The organism is Bartonella sp. MM73XJBT, from assembly GCF_028618465.1.
Lineage (GTDB): Bacteria > Pseudomonadota > Alphaproteobacteria > Rhizobiales > Rhizobiaceae > Bartonella.
In genome coordinates, this window is the sequence record NZ_JAQISY010000013.1 from 1 (window position 1) to 19,592 (window position 19,592).

Sequence of the window (19,592 nt, forward strand, 5' to 3'; positions counted from 1 at the left end):
ATTATAAAATTGATCCCATGGGCTCTTTCCTTGAAGGTGGACTTGGTATCAGTGCTCAATTGTCTTCAAACGTTTCGCTTCATGGTGATGTCAGCTATCAACAAAAACTACAAAAGACTGGTATATCTGGAGCAAGCTTCTCAGGCGGAATACGCTATCAGTTTTAAGACACGACTGTAAAAAGCCTATCACATTCTACTTATTTTAACAAAAAGGCAGCGTTATGCTGTCTTTTCGACAACCATCTGTCTTTTCCGCTTCAAAGGCGCTCTCTTGTCTCTTTACACACAAAAAGTACAACAGAATGGCTCTTGTAAAATGCACCAAACCAAATCCAACAAACATAACAAGCTGCTTTAACAAATTTATCAAAACACTTAAGATATGAATACTCAAATTTTAAAAAGCAGCAATCAGCAGTCTTTATCTTAAATAGAAAATGCGCTCTACAGCCAAAGTGAGAAAACGTTCTTCTCATCTTTACTTATTGCGTTCAACTACGCTTTTCTGCCTCTTTATCCTTAAAGCATAAAAAACAACCAAAACATTTTAAAAATTATCACTTTACGAAAAGAGAACGTAGCGTTTTTCAATAAATAAGATCTAAAGCTGTAAAAAATCTAAAAAACAAAAATAAAATTATACTACAAAATAATCAAAACTCTTCTTGCACAATACAGTAATGATTATCTTCTGTTATTTCTCACAAATTTCATGTTTAACACTTCAAAATAAAACGACTGAACATAAACTTATCATCAAAAAACAATACAATCCGTTCAGAAAAATAACCCCTGTCATATGCTACCAGCATGACTCATAAAATTATACACCTTATAGAAAAATATTTATAGCTAAAAATTCTTTCAGCAAATTATAATGGATAAAATCGCACACTTTGGTCTCCTCTTCACACCTCAAATGACGAAGATTCCTACCCATGCTGACCTGTAAGCAATCCAACTTCTTGTCTAGCAGGCTCCACTTACTAACCATTTATATGGTTCACCTATATAAGGAATAAGCCCTGCCCTAAATATTGACTGCATTACCCCAAATTACTGAATATATAAATTTTACATAGCTTGTATACCATATCTCAAACAACAGTGTTTTACGGCATAACGAGATAAAAAATATCCCTCCCTGTTGCAACAATACTGCAAAGATCTCTAGAAACCTAAAATAGAAGAAACGATATTTTTCTCCTGTAGAATTTATCATGCCCTTTGCTCTCTATAAACAATAGGTTCAATACTGGCTTCAAAAAACATCTTTGTATAGTCATGTTGTGCACGTAAACTACGCAAATCATCATTGCTAAGTTCTTCAAGAATAATCCCTTTATGCATAATTCCAACACGTTCACAGATATGTGCAACCACAGCAAGGTCGTGGGATACCATCAAATAAGTGAGCTTTTTTTCCTCTCGTAAGGATTTCAACAAATTTAAAATTTCAGCCTGTACCGATACATCCAATGCAGATGTTGGTTCATCAAGCAGTAAAACCTCTGGCTCAATAATTAAAGCACGAGCAAGAGCAATACGCTGCCGTTGCCCTCCAGATAACTCATGCGGATAACGATAAAGAAATGAAGAATTTAAGCCAACGGAATTTAAAACATCACGCACCCGCTCCTTTGGATTATCCATACCATGAATTTTAAGTGATTCAGAAAGAACCGTATGAACCATTTTTCTTGGATGAAGTGAAGAATAAGGATCTTGGAAAACCATTTGAATACGGCGTAGAAAATTCTTATCTCTTTTTTTGGGAACTTCTTCTCCATCAAAAACAAAACATCCGCTATAGCCTGAAATAAGCCCAACCAATGTATTTAAAATAGTTGATTTTCCACAGCCTGATTCACCAATCAAACCGTAAGCTTCGCCACGCTTAATATGAAAGTTGACATTTTTTACAACCGTTACTGCCTTGTGCCGATGCCCAAAGGTTACAGATAAATTAGAAACATCAATAATATTGTCACAGTTGGTCACGGAGCAACTCCTTCAATACCATTAACAATCGTAGGATTATGCAACCAATCAGGATCGCGCTCAGGAACAGCCAAAACATCAACAGAATTATCAAGCCGCGGCAAACTCGCTAGCAAAGCCTTAGTATAAGGATGACAAGCACGAGATAAATTACACGCAGGCAATTCTTCTAACACACGACCTGCATACATAACCAAAACACGATCACAAAAATCAGCAATCATATTCAAATCATGACTAATGAAAATAAGCCCTGTTCCAGCTTTAGTCACAAGCTCATCCAACACTGATAAAACCTGACGTCTTACCGTAATATCAAGCGCAGATGTTGGCTCATCGGCAATAATTAAATCAGGTTTTGGAATGAGCATCATCGCAATCATCACACGCTGCCCCATTCCTCCTGATATTTCATGAGGAAAGAGACGCATCACATGTTCCGGGTCACGAATATGAACAGATTCCAACATAGCAATTGTCCGCTCGCGCGCCTCGGCTTTTGAAACACGGTAATGAATACGGTAAGCCTCCATAATCTGGTCCCCAATCCGTATGAGTGGATTCAGTGAATATTTGGGGTCCTGTAGAATCATTGAAATATGCTTTCCCCGAATAGTTCTCATCTGAGCTTCACTTGCACGCAATAAATCGATATCCTCAAAGCGCATTTTTTTCGCTTTGACAATTGCTGCTCTTGGACTCAATTTGAGTATCGCGCGCCCAGTCATTGATTTTCCAGAACCAGACTCGCCAACAATGCCGATTTTTTCTTTTCCCACGGAAAAACTAACGCCGCGCACAACCTCTGCAATGCCACGCCTTGTAGGAAAAGCAATACGTAAATCTTCTATCTCTAATAATTTTTTAGCCATTGCGCGGATCCAATATATCACGAAGTCCATCACCCAACAAATTGAAAGCAAGGCTTGCCAACAATATTGCACAACCTGGTATTGCCGCTAACCACCAATTTGTCATCATAAATTCACGACCTGTCGAAAGCATTGCACCCCATTCAGGACTTGGCAGTTGAGCTCCCAACCCCAAAAAACCAAGACCAGCAGCCGTTAAAATAATTCCGGACATATCTAATGTTAGACGTACTACTACTGAAGGAATACACATCGGTGCAACATGAAATAAAATAATCCGCAAAGGAGATGCCCCTTGCAAGCGAACAGCAGAGACATAATCAGAAGAACGTATCGTCAAAGTTTCTGCTCGTGCTAAACGCGCGATTGGGGGCCATGCTGCAATGGAAATTGCAACAGATGCATTTTCAATACCTGGTCCCAATGCCGCTGAAAAAGCAAGAGCTAAAATCAAAGCTGGAAAAGCAAGAAAAATATCAACTATACGCATAAGAACAGTATCAACCCATCCCCCTATATAGCCCGATACAGTCCCAACAAGGAGCCCTATTGGTCCCACAATAATTGTCGTGAGAAAAACAACATAAAGCGTGATACGTGCACCAAAAACGAGGCGACTAAAAATGTCACGCCCCAATTCATCTGTCCCAAAATAATGCGACATAGAGGGCGGTTGCAATCGATGCGCAAGATCATTACTCACAAAATCATTGGTAGCAATCCAAGGAGCAAAAATTGCACATAAGATAATAATAAAAATAATAGTCAGACCAAACACAGCAGAAAAATTACCAGAAAACTTGATCAATGCATGATAAATTCTTTGTACGTTCGCTTGAAAGACTGACCGTGGAACAGATTCATTTAACCAACGCCCCAAAGAAAATGATGATTGCGATTTATGATGAGGAATTGTTGCCATATTCAACGTGTCCTTGGATCAAAGATTCGATAAAGCAAATCAGAAAATAAATTAATAACAACAAAGAGAAACCCTACAAGTAGCGTGCAGCCGACAACTGCATTCATATCTCCAGCCAAAAGAGCATTTGTTAAATAATGCCCAAAGCCAGGCCAAGCAAAAACAGTCTCCGTTAACACAGCACCTTCTAAGAGAAAAGCATATGAAAGTGCAACAACCGTGATAATCTGCACGGCGGCATTCCGAAAGGCATGCCCCCACACCGTTCGTGCCAACGATAATCCCTTCACACGCGCAGTAATGATATATTCCTGATTGAGCTGTTCAATCATAAATCCACGAGTCATACGACTAATATAGGCCATAGCACCAAAAGCTAAGATTAAAGCAGGCATAATAACATGACTGAACACATTTCCAAAAGCTTCCCACTGTCCTTGACGAGCAGTATCCCAGAGAAAAAATCCCGTTTTAGGTTCAAAAGAATATTCATAAAGGAAATCAATACGTCCTGGACCACCGATCCAGCCAAGCTTAGCATAAAAGATCAATAACGCCATTAATCCAAGCCAAAAGGCTGGAGTGGAATAACTCAAGAGTGTAAAAACACGGACAAAGTAATCAATAAATGAATCACGATACATTGCCGCAAAAACCCCAAATGGAATACCAAGACTTGTGCCAATTACAATAGCAACTGTAGCAAGCTCTAACGTTGCAGGAAATACGCGCATAATATCTTCTAAAACTGGACGCCCTGAGGTTAAAGCATCTCCAAAGTCAAACAAAAACACACTGCGGAGATAATTCCAATATTGAACAATCAATGGCTGATCAAGGCCCAACCTATGAAACATCGCATCATAAGCTTCCTGACTGATATTATCACCAAGGATAGCAAGAACAGGATCTAAGGGAAGCAAGTGACCAATAAAAAAAGTAATCGTTACCAAACCAAGTAACGTGACAAAGACTGAAATGAGCAACTTCAATAGCTTGAAAAAAAAGTCCCATACGAACATTTGTTTCTGCTTCTGTGATACTACTCTTTCAGCATCTGGAAATGGCAAAACCATTATAATATTCCCCTCCATAGCTACCAAACATAAAGCTAACACCTTTTTTATACAATCAAGTAGCCTCTAATCAAGAACACTCTACAATCTTTTTTCATAATATGCTTATTTTTCTGCATCACTGTAATAAAGTCTAAAACTATTCCAAGCCCATTTTTTTACTGCAGGTCCCATACCAACGGTATAATATGTCTGAAATAAATAAACCATAGGACCATGTTCAAACACATAATTCTGTAAAGCACGATACTGCAAAAGACGCTTATTTTGATCTTGCTCAAACAAAGCATCCATCACCATTTTATTGATATTTTCATCATAATATCCAGCACGCCAAGCCAGATACATATTGTGCTTTTCTGTAAATGTTGGATCAGGATTAAAAACATGATTTAACGAAGCAGGATGCCCATCAGGATCAGCACTCCCCCATCCCATAAGTGCACTATCATAATTTCCACCACGCACACGGCTTAACAATTGATTTTGTGCCATTTTTTCAAGGGTAATCTCAACACCAATTTTACGCGCATTGGCTTGAATAGACTGCGCAACAGATGACATATAACTAAGGCTACCAACTAAAAGATTAGCTTTAAAACCATTAGGATAACCGGCCTCACTCATCAATTGTTTGGCTTTTTTCAAATCTAACTTAAAGGGCAATCCCTCTTTTTCATCCAAAGCGCCAGGAATTCCCAACGCCATATAACTAGCACGTGGAATGCCAATACCTTTTAAAACGGTTTTTCCAAGTCCCTCATAATCGACTAAATAACGAAGTGCCAAACGCACTTTTTCGTGAGAAAAAATTGTATTTTTATTATTCAACGAGAGATAAATAATTTGCGGTCGCAAAACGCGGCTAATTCTAACTGGTCCGCCCTGCTTTTCAATATCTAAGACATCCTCTGAAGAAAGATCACGCGCTATATCCACATCCCCTTTTTCCAAAAGAAATCTCTGACTTGCTGAATCTGCAACATGCTGCACAACAATTTGCTTAATTTTAGGAGCCTCTCCCCAATAATATTTTGTAGCTTCCAATACAACTTTTTCTCCTGGAGACCAACGTACCAATTTATAAGGTCCAACACAAGCCGAATGCGTTGCCAAATATTTATTGCCCATATCACCATTCATACTTTCTGCTTCAACTGTTTTCCGATCGAGCAAAGCAGAAGCATAGGACTGTCCAATAGCTGTTAATATAAGCTGAATAGGATAGGGTTTATCTAGTTTTAGCTGTAAAGTTCTATCATCAAGAGCTTGAATATGCGTTTCCACATTGTTTTTATTAAAGCCATAATCCATCAAAAACTGAGCATACCCTAATCCCAATTTAATAATCCGCCGCATTGACCAAGCAAGATCCTGTGCTGTGGCCACCCTTCCATCATCAAATTTTAAATCATCACGAAGATGAAAAATTATTCTTTTTCCACCATCTAAAACGTCCCAAGATTGTGCCATAGAAGGGCGAATTTTAGTGGGATCATGCTGATCATACTGCACTAACGCACTACATATATTTGTCAATAATTCACTCGCGACAACTTCCACTGTTTGAGCTGGATCAAAGCTACTAATTGAATCGATATTCCATGCCATTACCAATATATCTTTCGATGACGCACTCAATAATGGTGATAGAGATCCATTTAAAAAACCGACTGTACTTAACAAAATACAAAAGTTTTTTAACATTCCTTTTTTTCTCATTTTTATCATTACCCTTTGCATTTTATGTGATTATTCTCTCACAAAATACTACTGATTTTTCTCTTTATTTCTCAAACAGCGTAATGTTATCAACTTTACGCATCAAAAAGCTGAAGATGATTTTCTCACACAGCAACCTACAATTGAGATGCATAGCCTCTGTAGTATTATCACAGAAACTTCTAAAAGCCCTTACTTTTCACACGGATAAACATCGCCCCCTATAAACTATACCTTAATTGTATCACACAAAAAGCCCCCCGCAATTTCATATCTTAAGCGTTAAGACAACCCTTTGCGGGGGATATTTTCATCATTTACATGATGATCGCGTTCTTTTTGTATTTCACAGTATTATTTAATACGCATTTATTTTTCAATTGCACTATAAAAAATACGCGGTGCACTATTCCACACCCATTTTTTAATACTAGGTGTCATAGCTACAACACTATATCTCTGAAAAATAAAAGCATAAGGTCCTTTTTGCATAAGTTCACGTTGCAAATCAGCATAGATTTGTGCTCGTTTTTGTGGATCTTTTTGAAACAATGCAGCTTCCACCTTTTTATTCATAGCTTCATCCAAATAGCCATGCTGCCAACTTGGATAAGCTGTATTTTTCGCCTCAAACCGATTATCAGGATTGTAAACAAGACGTGAAGCCATGGAATGAGGATCCGCAGAGTCATTATTCCATCCGACAAAAATTGTATCAAAAGCACGTGCATAAAGTTTTGAAAACACTTGCGTGCCTGCCAAACGTTCAATTTTAAGATGTACCCCCACCTTTGCTGCATTGTCTTGCACAGACTGCGCAATAGGCAAAGCATAATGAGAGCTTCCCACTAAAAAATTAGCCTCAAAGCCTTTTGAATAACCCGCCTCTGTTAAAAGCTGTTTGGCTTTTTGAAGATCAAGTTTAAAGGGCTGTCCTTCTTTTTCATCCAAAGCTCCAAAATTACCAAGAGGAATAAAGCTTGCCCGTGGAACACCAACTCCTTTGAGAATACTCTTTTCAAGTCCTTCATAGTCAATAAGATAGCGCATCGCCAAACGTACTTTTTCCTTAGCAAAAATGGGATTTGTTGTATTAAAGCCCCAATACATCATGGAAGGCTCCAAAACGCTTTCCACCTTAACATCTGTTGTTGCTTGCAGATCTGCTATATCCTCAGGTCTCAAATCACGAGCAACATCGATATCGTGTTTTTGCAACAATAAGCGTTGTGTTCCAGTCTCTGCAACATGGCGAATGAGAATCTTTTTTAATTTAGGAGTTTCCCCCCAATAATTAGGACTTGCACGCAATAAAATAGCTTCTCCAGGACGCCAACTTGCTAACTGATAAGGACCAACACAGGCAGCATGACTGGCCAAATAGCGGTTGCCCATATCGCCATTTTTTTCCTGTTTCATAATGGTTTTGCGATCAAGCAAAGCCGTAGCACGACTCGCAACAATATTATTAAGAATAAGCTCTGCTGGATAAGGCTTATCAAATTTCATCACCACCGTTTTCTCATCCGGTGCTTGAAGAGCAGAATCAACATTTTGTTCTGTAATACCATATTCATTAAAAATCGCTGCAGCTGCCATCTTTAATTTGATAATCCGTTTCATACCCCAAATAAGGTCATGGGCATTCGCAGGCCGACCATCATTAAATTTTAAACCATCCCGCAAATGAAAAGTAAGCACTGTATTCTGATCACCACCTAAAACATCCCAATGTGTTGCTAAAGAAGGAACGATCTTTGCTGGATCATCTGTAGCAGTACCAACCAAATTATCACAAACATTGAGAACGATTTCATTTGCATAAACATCATTAAACTGCGCAGGATCAAATGTATTGATTCCATCAATATTCCAACCCATCACGAGGGTATCGGCAGGTGTTTTTGCTGAAACTTGTTGCACGAATATTCCCAATGCAAGAACAGCAGAAACAAAAGAAGTACTGCCTTTCAATATTTTTCTTTTTATATTCATAGCCTTTTCCTTTTAAAGTTTATTGTATCAATTTATTATTCTGAAATAACACAGCAGATTTGTAAAACTAAAGATTGATTAAACGCATATTCGCCATCTCTACAAAGGTATTTACTTTTCAATTCACTCACTTAAACTCAATGAAAATACAGTAAATACACGAAATATCCGTCACCAACCATTATGACATCTCCACCACAATACCCCTTTGTCTCCACAATACCCCGTAATTGCTCCCTATATCATTCACCAAAATCTAGACCTTGGAGAAAATCGTCATACGGATATTGATGAACGCACCCTTATCTATAAACTGTACTAAAAAGAATAAGGATAATGTGCAAATTTTAAAAATAATCGTATCTCCTCAGACACTCAGTTTCAAAATACACACCCTTACTGCATTATAAGACTGCGCATGAACAGACAGAAAAACAAAAGAAAACATTTCTGCAAAAACTCTATGATCTATTTAAAAATTGCTAAATCTTCTGAACGTTAAGCATAAAAGAAAAGTTTTTTTTATCAATGACACCAAACAAGTCAACAGAAACAAAATCGCAATGAAAAATACCTGCTTTTCTACGTCTTATCTTTCACAAAATACAATAGCCAATAAAAGAACACATCATAAAATGCTCTTTTTCATGAGCAAAAACAAAAACGAAACAATACGCTACTCTCACTCACATCCCCAACGACATATGCTAGAGATTTACAGAAGCAATGGAGTGACACAAAGCTATCTGAACAAAAGCATCTGCCCCAAAAGCTAGAGCTTACACACAGCAAAATTATTCTCTTAAAAAGGAGGCTATCAGATAATAAAACTTAACACAAGTATTTGATAATCAAACACTCTATAAATAAACGCATCATTCTATATTCAATAAAAATATAGAAAATATCTTGCTGTAAAATTCAAAGAGCAAAACAATATAAAAATATTTCTCTATAGAAAGACATAATAAATAATTTTACTTTATTAATAAAAGTAAATAACATAAATAAACAAAACTCCACAATTTACCTGATTATAAATATTATATAAATAAAAATAGACAAATATGGCTTAAAACAGATAATAAAAATTTCTCTTATAATAATTTAACAAATACATTTCTTCCTCTGTTAAAAGCAGTATCACAGCTTACACTACGCTAAAAAACGATAATCCAACAACAACAAATACATGAAACGATCTCAAAACCATTCCACGCTCTTTTTTTATTTTTTTAGACAACATCTTCTTATGCAAAAGATCTGTACCAATTTATCGACAAAAACACCCTTCAAGATGATCATTAACAATTCCTACCGACTGCATAAAAGCATAACAAATTGTTGGTCCAACAAATGTCCAGCCACGTTTTTTCAAGTCTTGAGAAAGACGAAGAGACGCAGGTGTTATAGGATTTGCTAACAATGTTTGAAAATTGATCTTTTCATAACGCTCTGATTGTGGTGGTTGAAAAGACCAAAAATAGTGAGATAAACTTCCCCACTCTCTAATAATGTCCTGTGCTCTCAATGCATTATTAAGCACTGAGCGGATTTTCCCTTGATGACGAACAATGCTTTTATTCTGCATCAACATTTGCACTTTTGCTTCATCATAATGACTGATTTTTTCGAAGTCAAAGTGATCAAATGCCTCTCGAAAAAAAGAGCGTTTTTTTAAAATGGTAAGCCAAGAAAGCCCTGCTTGAAAACCTTCAAGACAAATTTTTTCAAACAAACGGCGATCTTCCAAAACAGGCTTTCCCCATTCATTATCATGATAAGCACAGTAAAGCGGATCATCTCCTGCCCATGAACAACGAATTTTTCCATCCGCTCCCCTGCGAAGTCCTTCCTCGAGCACCTGATTGAGCGTATTAAAAGAGTGTTCCTTGATCATCGTCTTGTTGCTTTATCTGTTTGTGTTTTGAACGTTTATTCAAAACAGATCCCTCGGTGACAACACTGACATCACCGTCAAAAAAACGTAAATTGACTTGTCCTGTTTCAGGAAACTGTACCAATCGTTTAACGGGTTTATTCTCTTGCCCCAAAGCCAAAACAAAACCACGCTCTAAAATATTCTGATACGAAGTGCTTTTTAAAAGCCTAAAAGCAACGTCTATCTGAGCACGTTGTTTTTCCACCTTGTGCACAAAAGCACGCTGAAGACGCATCACATATTCCTTGGTATTGCGTTGTGCTTTTTCAGTATTCAACAAACGCGGTGCAAGACGAAGAGAAAGTGCATGGAAATAAAAACGCTTTTTATCATAACTCACACAAAGAGCACGCTGTAACCGGCTGGAAATTTCATCAAAACCACGCCGCGGTAGAGCAAAAAGTTGATCAACCGTGGGAAGTCCACGGATAAGAGCATGCAATTTTTGTTGATGAAAATCAAAATAACGTGTGAGTCCCATACGCAAACGTGCACCAAGCGATGCCACATAGACTTCGAGATCAAGCTTGACGGGAACAGCCTTTTCTGCTGCTCCTGTAGGGGTTGGAGCACGCCAATCAGCAACATAATCAATCAAAGTCCAATCTGTCTCATGCCCAACCGCAGAGATAACTGGAAGAGCAGAGGCATAAACAGCACGCACAACAGCTTCATCATTAAACCCCCATAAATCTTCTAAACTCCCTCCTCCCCGCGCCACAATAATAACGTCAGGTTTTGGAATAGAACCTCCTAAAGGCAGTGCATTAAACCCCTCAACGCCAGCAGCCACTTCATGCCCACAGGTTTCTCCCTGAACACGAACAGGCCAAACCAAAATATGCAAGGGAAAACGATCTGATATACGATGAATAATATCGCGAATAACAGCACCTGTTGGCGATGTCACCACGCCTATAATTTGAGGCATATAAGGCAAAAGCTTCTTTTTGGCTTCATCAAATAAACCTTCCTCTGCAAGCTTTTTCTTACGATTTTCTAAAAGTGCCATCAAAGCGCCAACCCCAGTTGGTTCAAGTGCTTCAATAACAATTTGGTACTTTGACGACCCAGGATAAGTTGTCAGTTTTCCAACAGCAATCACTTCCATCCCCTCTTCAGGAGGAAATTTGAGCTTTTCCATAAACCCGCGCCAAATAACAGCCTCCAACCGTGCCTTATCATCCTTTAAAGCAAAGTAAGCATGACCAGAAGCATGAGGACCACGATAACCTGATATTTCTCCACGCACCCGCACGTAACCAAACTTTTCTTCAACAACGCGCTTTAAAGCCCCTGCTATTTCAGAAACAGTAAATTCTACTACATTCGTTGCACCTGCTTTTTTACCAAACAAACTTACCATTTTTAAACTCTTTACACCCGTTCTTGTGAATCTTTTTGCAATAATACATTTTTAAACTTTTGATTGATAGCTTCATCCAAATACCCCTAACACCAACCAGAACAGCTTGTATTTTTAACCTCAAACCGATGATCGGGATTGTAAATAAAATTGAAGACGTAAGGGGCTGCAGAGCATTATTCAATCCAAAAAAATTCTATCAACAGAAGTTAGAATATTCAATCTTAACATCCACACCAACAAATCTTTTATGATAACCTCTCTCATCAAAGAGAAGATCTTAAAATACATTTTATATATGGTATATTTATTCACTAGCCATGAACTTCGACATCTTGCAAAGTTTTTCAACCATAGGCAAAACGTCGAAGCTCTCATGATCACGCTTTTAGAATTTACAATGTTCTAAGACACGCTTATTTTTCAATGGCACTATAAAAAATACGTGGTGCACTATTCCAAACCCATTTTTTCACATCAGGTGTCATAGCGACAATGTTATATGTCTGATAGATAAATGCATAGGGACCTTTTTGCATAAAATCACGCTGCAAATCAGCATACATCTGCGCCCGTTTCTGTGGATCTTTCTGAAACAATGCGTCCCTCACTTTTTTATTCATTTCTTCATCCAAATACCCATGACACCAACTAGGATAGCCCGTGTTTTTAGCCTCAAATCGATTATCAGGGTTTAAAATAAGACGCGAAGCCATCGTATGAGGATCCGCAGAAGAATTATTCCATCCTATAAAAATTGTATCAAAGCCACGTGCATAAAGTTTTGAAAATAATTGCGTACCAATAAAATGTTCAATCTTAAAGCGCACACCTATCTTTTTGGCATTGTCTTGAATAGACTGAGCAATGGGCAAAGCAAAAGGATAAGGCGTTTTTCCGGCATAAATATTGGCCTCAAAACCATCCGGATAACCTGCCTCTGTCAAAAGCTGCTTGGCTTTTTGAAGGTCAAGTTTAAAGGGTTGCCCCTCTTTTTCATCCAAAGCACCAAAATTACCAATGGGAATAAAGCTTGCTCGTGGAATACCAACATCTTTAAGAAGAGTCTTGCCAAGCGTTTCATAATCAATAAGATAGCGCATTGCCAAACGCACTTTTTCATTGGCAAAAATAGGATTTGTCGTGTTAAAACCCCATATGATCATGGATGGAGCCAACACTTTTTCAGCCTTAATATCTGTTGTTGCTTGAAGATCTGCTATATCCTCTGGCGTTAAATTACGTGCAACATCGATATCGTGTTTTTCCAACAATAAACGTTGTGTTCCAGGCTCGGCAATATGACGAATAAGAATCTTCTTCAATTTGGGTGCCTCTCCCCAATAATGGGAACTGGCACGTAACAAAATCCCTTCTCCAGGACGCCAACTCTCTAACTGATAAGGACCAACACAAGCAGCATGACTCGCCAAATAACGATTTCCCATATCACCATCTTGTTCGTGTTTCATCAGTGTCTCACGATCAAGTAAAGCAACAGTGCGATGAGTGGAAATATTGCTCAAAATAAGCTCTGCTGGATAAGGTTTATCAAATTTCATGACCACTGTTTTTTCATCGGGTTCTTGAAAAGCCTCATCAACATTTTTTTCTGTGATACCATATTCATTAAAGGTTGCCGCGTTAGACAGCTTCAATTTGACAACCCGCCTCATGCCCCAAACAAGATCATGAGCACCAGCATGCCGACCATCATTAAACTTCAAATCATCACGCAAATGAAAAGTAATTACTGTACTCTGGTCATCACTTGAAACATCCCAACTCCTGGCCAAAGAAGGAACAACTTTAGTCCCATCATCTTTTGCAGTATCAACCAAATTGTCACAAACATTGACAATAACTTCAGCTCCATACCGATCATTGAGTTGCGCAGGATCAAAATTACTGATTGCATCAAGATCCCAAGCCATCACGAGAGTATCAGCAGGCGTCTTTGCTGACACTTGTTGTGCAAACATCCCCACTGCAAGAACAGCAGAAATAAAAGAACTGCTCCCCTTTAATATCTTTCTTTTCAAACTCATCAATTTTTCCTTTTAAAACGTATTGTATAAATTCTCCATGCAACAATAATGCGCAAAAATAAGAAAATCAGACTGAGAAAACACACCCCCTTAGAGATATAAGACCTCCAACAACAGCTATTCACCCCCCCCCAGACACGAATAAGCGCAATGAAAATATGCAAAGGAAAACGTCCCGATAAATAATGAGTAACATCATAAACGATAAGCATCCTACTAGTACGTCAAAACACGAATAATTCAGGACATATCAGGGTAAGATCCTTTTTTGTTTCATCAAACAAACCTTCTTCCTCAAACTTATTCTTACCATTTTCTAAGAAAGAAACATCACATCCCTCGTTGCTAAAACCTCAAGAATCATTGAATATTTGAATAGCCCTAGAGAAGATTTGCAAACCATAACACTCTCCCTCCTTCTTCAGGAGAAAATTTGAGTTTTTCTATAAACCCCAGCAAAGAACACTTTCAGCATCTTATCTTCTGTTAAGGAAAGAGAGCACAATCTAACGTATGAACCCCACAGTAACCTAACATTCCCTCACGCCCCTGCATACAATCAAATTTCTCTTCAACAACACATTTTAAAGCCCCCCCACTCTTTCAAAAACACCAAACTTTGCACCACTTATTGTGCCTGTTTTTTTGCGTTTGCCTTGCCATCAACAAATAATTATTTTTTCAAAAAGATTGAAACAGTCAACCATAATACCTATATATAAAGGATTTGTCGAGATGAATAATCTCTCTTTGAAAGAGGATATCTTGAAACCCCATTCTCTACAGAGCATATCGCTTCGCTACCGATGAGCTTCGGCATCTTGTAAGGTTTTTCAACCATAGAAAAAACACCGAAGTTATCAGGATAACACTTTTAGAATTTATAACCTTCTAAGACAGATTTATTTTTCAATGGCATTATAAAAAATACGCGGCGTACTATTCCAAACCCATTTTTTAATACGAGGTGTCATAGCTACAACACTATATCTCTGAAAAATAAAAGCATAGGGACCTTTTTGCATAAGTTGACGCTGCAAATCAGCATAGATTTGTGCCCGTTTTTGTGGATCTTTTTGAAACAATGCATCGGTCACCTTCTTATTCATAGCTTCATCCAAATAGCCATGGCACCAACTAAGGTAGGCTGTATTTTTCGCCTCAAACCGATTATCAGGATTGTAAACAAGACGTGAAGCCATGGAATGAGGATCCGCAGAGTCATTATTCCATCCGACAAAAATCGTATCAAAAGCACGCGCAGAAAGTTTTGAAAACAACTGTGCACCTGCTAAACGTTCAATTTTAAGATGCACGCCTACCTTTTTTGCATTGTCTTGAATAGACTGAGCAATGGGCAAAGCATAATGAGAGCTTCCTATTAAAAAATTAACCTCAAAGCCTTTCGAATAACCTGCCTCTGTCAAAAGCTGTTTGGCTTTTTGAAGATCCAGTTTAAAGGGCTGCCCTTCTTTTTCATCCAAAGCTCCAAGATTACCAAGAGGAATAAAGCTCGCCCGTGGTATCCCAACACCTTTGAGAAAAGCCTTGCCAAGAGCTTCATAATCAATAAGATAGCGCATCGCCAAACGCACTTTTTCATTGGCAAAAATAGGATTTGTCGTGTTGAATCCCCATATCATTACGGTAGGCTCCAACACTCTTTTTACCTTAATATCTGTTGTTGCTTGGAGATCTGCAAGATCCTCAGGTCTCAAATCACGAGCAACATCGATATCACCTTTTTGCAACAATAAGCGTTGTGTTCCAGACTCCGCAACATGGCGAATGAGAATTTTTTTCAATTTAGGTGCTTTCCCCCAATAATGAGCACTTGCACGCAATAAAATAGCCTCTCCAGGACGCCAACTCGCCAAGTTATAAGGACCAACACAAGCAGCATGACTCGCCAAATAACGATTACCCAGATCACTATTTTTTTCATGTTTTATAATGGTCTCACGATCAAGCAAAGCAGTAGCGTGACTCGCAACAATATTACTAAGGAGAATCTCTACGGGATAAGGCTTATCAAATTTCATTACCACCGTTTTCTCATCCGGTGCTTGAAGAGCAGAACCCATGTTCTGTTCTGTAATACCATATTCATGAAAGAGCTCTTCTCTAGCCAACTTCAACTTAATAATCCGCTTCATACTCCAAACAAGATCATGGGCATTCGCAGGCCGACCGTCATTAAACTTCAAACCATCACGCAAATGAAAAGTAAGCACTGTCTTCTGATCATCACTTGAAACATCCCAATGCGTTGCCAAAGAGGGAATGACTTTTGTTGGATCATCTCTAACAGTATCAACCAAATTGTCACAAACATTGAGAACAATTTCAGTTCCATAAACGTTGTTGATCTGCGCAGGATCAAAAGTACTAATGCCATCAATATTCCAAGCCATCACGAGGGTATCGGCAGGTGTTTTTGCTGAAACGTGTTGTGCAAACATCGCCAGTGCAAGAACAGCAGAAACAAAAGAACTGCTTCCTTTTAATATTTTTCTTTTTAAACTCATCAAATTTTCCTTTTAAAATTTATTGTACAAACGCCCCATGCGACAACAACACGCAAAAATAAAAAGATTAGTTTTTGGAATAAGCCCCCCTAGAGAAAAAGCATCAAAACTCTCAACAGCAGTAGCCACTCATCCCCTCCGAACACAGATAGGCTAAAGCAAAATATACAACAGAAAACAATCACCCCCTATGCGATGAGTAACACCACAAGTGACAAGATCTCTTACCGATATCACAACATCTATAATTCGAAGTATATCAAGCAAAGATTTCTTGTTTACTTCATCAAACAGGCTTTCTTTTTCAAACGTCTTCCTGCTCTTTTCTGAAAAGAGTGACCACAGTACCACCTTCAGTTGATTTAAAAACCTCAATAACAAATTGCTATTCTGAAAATTCTAAAGAACTGAGTGCTCATAGCGCTTCCTTCTCTCTTTCTTTAAGGAGAAATCTAAGCTTTTCTATGAATCCCCCCAAAAACACTCTCAGCACCTTATCTTCTTTTAAGAAAAGAGGGTATAATTTAAAGCATGCCCCCCCAGTGACCTAACATTCCCCCACGCCCCTGCATACAATCAAATTTTTCCTCAACAACACATTTTAAAGCCCCCCACTCTTTCAAAAACACCAAATTTTGCACTGTTTATTGTGCCTGCTTTGTTGCGTTTGTCCTGCCAATCAGCAAATGATTATTTTTTCAAAAAGATTGAAATGTTCAACCATAATACCTACGCACATATGCTTTGTCGAGGTGAATAACCTCTTTGTGAAATGGGATACCTTGAAATCCCGTTCTCTCGCTGGCATATTGCTTCGCTACCGATGAACTTCGACATATTGCAGCGATTTTTCAACCATAGGCAAAACGTCGAAGCTCTCATGATCACGCTTTTAGAATTTACAATGTTCTAAGACACACTTATTTTTCAATGGCACTATAAAAAATACGTGGTGCACTATTCCAAACCCATTTTTTCACATCAGGTGTCATAGCGATAATATTATATGTCTGATAGATAAACGCATAGGGACCTTTTTGCATAAAATCACGCTGCAAATCAGCATACATCTGCGCCCGTTTCTGTGGATCTTTCTGAAACAATGCTTCCCTCACCTTTTTATTCATCTCTTCATCAAAATAGCCATGACACCAACTAGGATAGCCCGTGTTTTTAGCCTCAAATCGATTATCAGGATTGTAAACAAGACGTGAAGCCATCGTATAAGGATCTGCAGAATCGTTATTCCATCCCATAAAAATTGTATCAAAACCACGTGCATAAAGCTTTGAAAACAATTGTGTTCCTACAAAATTTTCAATCTTAAAACGCACACCTACCTTCTTGGCATTGTCTTGAATAGACTGAGCAATAGGCAAAGCGAAAGGATAAGGAGATTTTCCGGCATAAATATTAGCCTCAAAACCATCCGGATAACCTGCTTCTGTCAAAAGCTGCTTAGCTTTTTGAAGGTCAAGTTTAAAAGGTTGCCCCTCTTTTTCATCCAAGGCACCAAGATTACCAATGGGAATAAAGCTTGCCCGTGGAATACCAACATCTTTAAGAAGAGTCTTTCCAAGTGTTTCATAATCAATAAGATAGCGCATTGCCAAACGCACTTTTTCATTGGCAAAAATAGGATTTGTCGTATTAAACCCCCACATGATCACAGATGGGGTCAATCTTTTCTCAATCTTAATATCTGTTGTTGCTTGGAGATCTGCTACATCCTCTGGCATCAAATTACGTGCCACATCGATATCGTGTTTTTCCAACAATAAACGTTGTGTTCCAGGCTCGCCAATATGACGAATAAGAATCTTCTTCAATTTGGGTACCTCTCCCCAATAATGGGAACTGGCACGCAACAAAATCGCTTCTCCCGAACGCCAGCTTTCTAACTGATAAGGACCAACACAAGCAGCATGGCTTGCCAAATAGCGATTTCCCATATCACCATCTTGTTCGTGTTTCATAATTGTTTCACGATCAAGAAGAGCAGCAACACGAGTAGTAAGAATATGTCCAAGGATGATCTCTGCTGGATAAAGCTTGTCAAATTTCATCACCACCGTTTTTTCATCTGGTGCTTGCAGAGTAGAATCAACATTTTGTTCTGTAATACCATATTCATTAAATATTGCCGCTGCAGACAGCTTCAATTTGACAACCCGCTTCATGCCCCAAACAAGATCATGAGCACCAGCAGTACGGCCATCATTAAACTTCAAATCATCGCGCAAATGAAAGGTAATCACCGTACCCCCACCTTCATTTGAAACATCCCAACTCTTTGCCAAAGAAGGAGCTATTTTAGCTGAATCATCTGTAGCGGAATCGATGAGGTTATCACAAATATTGGCAACGATTTCATTTCCATAACGTTCATTGATCTGTGCCGGATCAAAAGTCTCGATTGAATCGATGTTCAAAGCCATCACGAGAGTATCAGCAGGTGTCTTTGCTGACACTTGTTGTGCAAACATCCCCACTGCAAGAACAGCAGAAATAAAAGAACTGCTCCCTTTTAATATTTTTCTTTTTAAACTCATCAATTTTTCCTTTTAAAATTTATGTATAAATTCCCCATGCAACAATAGTGCGCAAAAAAATAAGTAAATCAGACTGAGAAAATACACCCCCTTAATAAATATTAAAATCTTTAACAATAACCACTCGTCCCTCCCAACACAACTAAACGAGATTAAGATATGCAACAGAAAATGATCTGATCATAATGAGTAACACCACACATGACAGCATCCGTGCTAAATCACAACATCTATAATTTAAAGCACATCAGGCAAAGACTTCTTGTTTGCTTCAGCAAATTTCCTCTTAATGATTTTTAAAAAAGTTATCAAAATATCATCCCCTCGATTCAAAAACTTCAAGAATAATTGACTATTTTTATAATCCTAAAGAAGAGTTTGCAAACCGTAACTCTTTACCTCCTTCTGCAGAAGAAAATTTGAGTTTTTCCATGAAATCCCAAAAAGAACACTCTCCAGCCTTATCCTCTTTTAAGAAAAAATGGCGTAGTCTAAAGCACGAAAACAATAGTGACCTGATATTCCTTCCCCCTGCATACAATCAACTTTTTCTTCAACAACACATT

At 38.3% G+C, this 19,592-nt stretch carries 12 protein-coding genes; 1 reads left to right on the top strand and 11 read right to left on the bottom strand.

What is annotated here, in order from left to right; genetic code table 11:
• Positions 1 to 167 (top strand): autotransporter outer membrane beta-barrel domain-containing protein (locus PVV69_RS10055; RefSeq protein WP_404978372.1); only part of this gene is annotated, 167 nt, incomplete at its 5' end.
• A 1,053-nt stretch (positions 168 to 1,220) separates the two neighbouring features.
• Here the strand turns inward: PVV69_RS10055 and PVV69_RS05600 are convergent.
• The 11 genes from PVV69_RS05600 to PVV69_RS05650 all read right to left on the bottom strand — a co-directional run bounded on the left by PVV69_RS05600 (position 1,221) and on the right by PVV69_RS05650 (position 19,026).
• Positions 1,221 to 2,003, bottom strand: coding sequence for an ABC transporter ATP-binding protein (locus PVV69_RS05600; protein WP_273720973.1), 783 nt, complete (start codon positions 2,001 to 2,003; stop codon positions 1,221 to 1,223).
• Positions 2,000 to 2,875, bottom strand: coding sequence for an ABC transporter ATP-binding protein (locus PVV69_RS05605; protein WP_273756781.1), 876 nt, complete (start codon positions 2,873 to 2,875; stop codon positions 2,000 to 2,002). Before PVV69_RS05605 ends, PVV69_RS05600 begins: the two co-directional genes overlap by 4 nt.
• Complete coding sequence (locus PVV69_RS05610) at positions 2,868 to 3,797, bottom strand: ABC transporter permease (RefSeq protein ID WP_273756782.1); 930 nt, start codon at positions 3,795 to 3,797, stop codon at positions 2,868 to 2,870. The genes PVV69_RS05605 and PVV69_RS05610 overlap by 8 nt, the downstream gene beginning before the upstream one ends.
• Positions 3,798 to 3,799: 2 nt before the next feature.
• Positions 3,800 to 4,873, bottom strand: a complete 1,074-nt coding sequence (locus tag PVV69_RS05615; protein ID WP_273756783.1) for an ABC transporter permease — start codon at positions 4,871 to 4,873, stop codon at positions 3,800 to 3,802.
• 105 nt (positions 4,874 to 4,978) lie between these two features.
• The gene (locus PVV69_RS05620; RefSeq protein WP_273756784.1) at positions 4,979 to 6,595 is read right to left on the bottom strand and encodes an ABC transporter substrate-binding protein; all 1,617 of its coding nucleotides are present in this window, start codon (positions 6,593 to 6,595) and stop codon (positions 4,979 to 4,981) included.
• 369 nt (positions 6,596 to 6,964) lie between these two features.
• The gene (locus tag PVV69_RS05625; protein WP_273756785.1) at positions 6,965 to 8,590 is read right to left on the bottom strand and encodes an ABC transporter substrate-binding protein; all 1,626 of its coding nucleotides are present in this window, start codon (positions 8,588 to 8,590) and stop codon (positions 6,965 to 6,967) included.
• Between the two features lie 1,273 nt (positions 8,591 to 9,863).
• The gene (locus PVV69_RS05630) at positions 9,864 to 10,490 is read right to left on the bottom strand and encodes a DNA-3-methyladenine glycosylase I (RefSeq protein ID WP_273756786.1); all 627 of its coding nucleotides are present in this window, start codon (positions 10,488 to 10,490) and stop codon (positions 9,864 to 9,866) included.
• Positions 10,468 to 11,898 carry an exodeoxyribonuclease VII large subunit gene (gene xseA, locus PVV69_RS05635; RefSeq protein ID WP_273756787.1) on the bottom strand — a complete coding sequence of 477 codons (1,431 nt, stop codon included), beginning with the start codon at positions 11,896 to 11,898 and terminating at the stop codon, positions 10,468 to 10,470. Before xseA ends, PVV69_RS05630 begins: the two co-directional genes overlap by 23 nt.
• 416 nt (positions 11,899 to 12,314) lie before the next feature.
• Positions 12,315 to 13,946 carry an ABC transporter substrate-binding protein gene (locus tag PVV69_RS05640; RefSeq protein WP_273756788.1) on the bottom strand — a complete coding sequence of 544 codons (1,632 nt, stop codon included), beginning with the start codon at positions 13,944 to 13,946 and terminating at the stop codon, positions 12,315 to 12,317.
• A gap of 902 nt (positions 13,947 to 14,848) precedes the next feature.
• A complete protein-coding gene (locus tag PVV69_RS05645) occupies positions 14,849 to 16,474 on the bottom strand; it encodes an ABC transporter substrate-binding protein (protein ID WP_273756789.1) in 1,626 nt (541 codons plus the stop codon).
• A gap of 920 nt (positions 16,475 to 17,394) precedes the next feature.
• Positions 17,395 to 19,026 carry an ABC transporter substrate-binding protein gene (locus tag PVV69_RS05650; RefSeq protein ID WP_273756790.1) on the bottom strand — a complete coding sequence of 544 codons (1,632 nt, stop codon included), beginning with the start codon at positions 19,024 to 19,026 and terminating at the stop codon, positions 17,395 to 17,397.
• Between the last annotated feature and the right edge of the window lie 566 nt (positions 19,027 to 19,592).

What these genes read in the sequence shown, in the direction of transcription:
- PVV69_RS05610 (WP_273756782.1), bottom strand. Translation starts at nt 3,797, where the DNA reads ATGGCAACAATTCCTCATCATAAATCGCAATCATCATTTTCTTTGGGG.
- PVV69_RS05630 (WP_273756786.1), bottom strand. Translation starts at nt 10,490, where the DNA reads ATGATCAAGGAACACTCTTTTAATACGCTCAATCAGGTGCTCGAGGAA.
- PVV69_RS05650 (WP_273756790.1), bottom strand. Translation starts at nt 19,026, where the DNA reads ATGAGTTTAAAAAGAAAAATATTAAAAGGGAGCAGTTCTTTTATTTCT.
- PVV69_RS05615 (WP_273756783.1), bottom strand. Translation starts at nt 4,873, where the DNA reads ATGGTTTTGCCATTTCCAGATGCTGAAAGAGTAGTATCACAGAAGCAG.
- PVV69_RS05640 (WP_273756788.1), bottom strand. Translation starts at nt 13,946, where the DNA reads ATGAGTTTGAAAAGAAAGATATTAAAGGGGAGCAGTTCTTTTATTTCT.
- PVV69_RS05645 (WP_273756789.1), bottom strand. Translation starts at nt 16,474, where the DNA reads ATGAGTTTAAAAAGAAAAATATTAAAAGGAAGCAGTTCTTTTGTTTCT.
- PVV69_RS05605 (WP_273756781.1), bottom strand. Translation starts at nt 2,875, where the DNA reads ATGGCTAAAAAATTATTAGAGATAGAAGATTTACGTATTGCTTTTCCT.
- PVV69_RS05625 (WP_273756785.1), bottom strand. Translation starts at nt 8,590, where the DNA reads ATGAATATAAAAAGAAAAATATTGAAAGGCAGTACTTCTTTTGTTTCT.
- xseA (WP_273756787.1), bottom strand. Translation starts at nt 11,898, where the DNA reads ATGGTAAGTTTGTTTGGTAAAAAAGCAGGTGCAACGAATGTAGTAGAA.
- PVV69_RS05620 (WP_273756784.1), bottom strand. Translation starts at nt 6,595, where the DNA reads ATGAGAAAAAAAGGAATGTTAAAAAACTTTTGTATTTTGTTAAGTACA.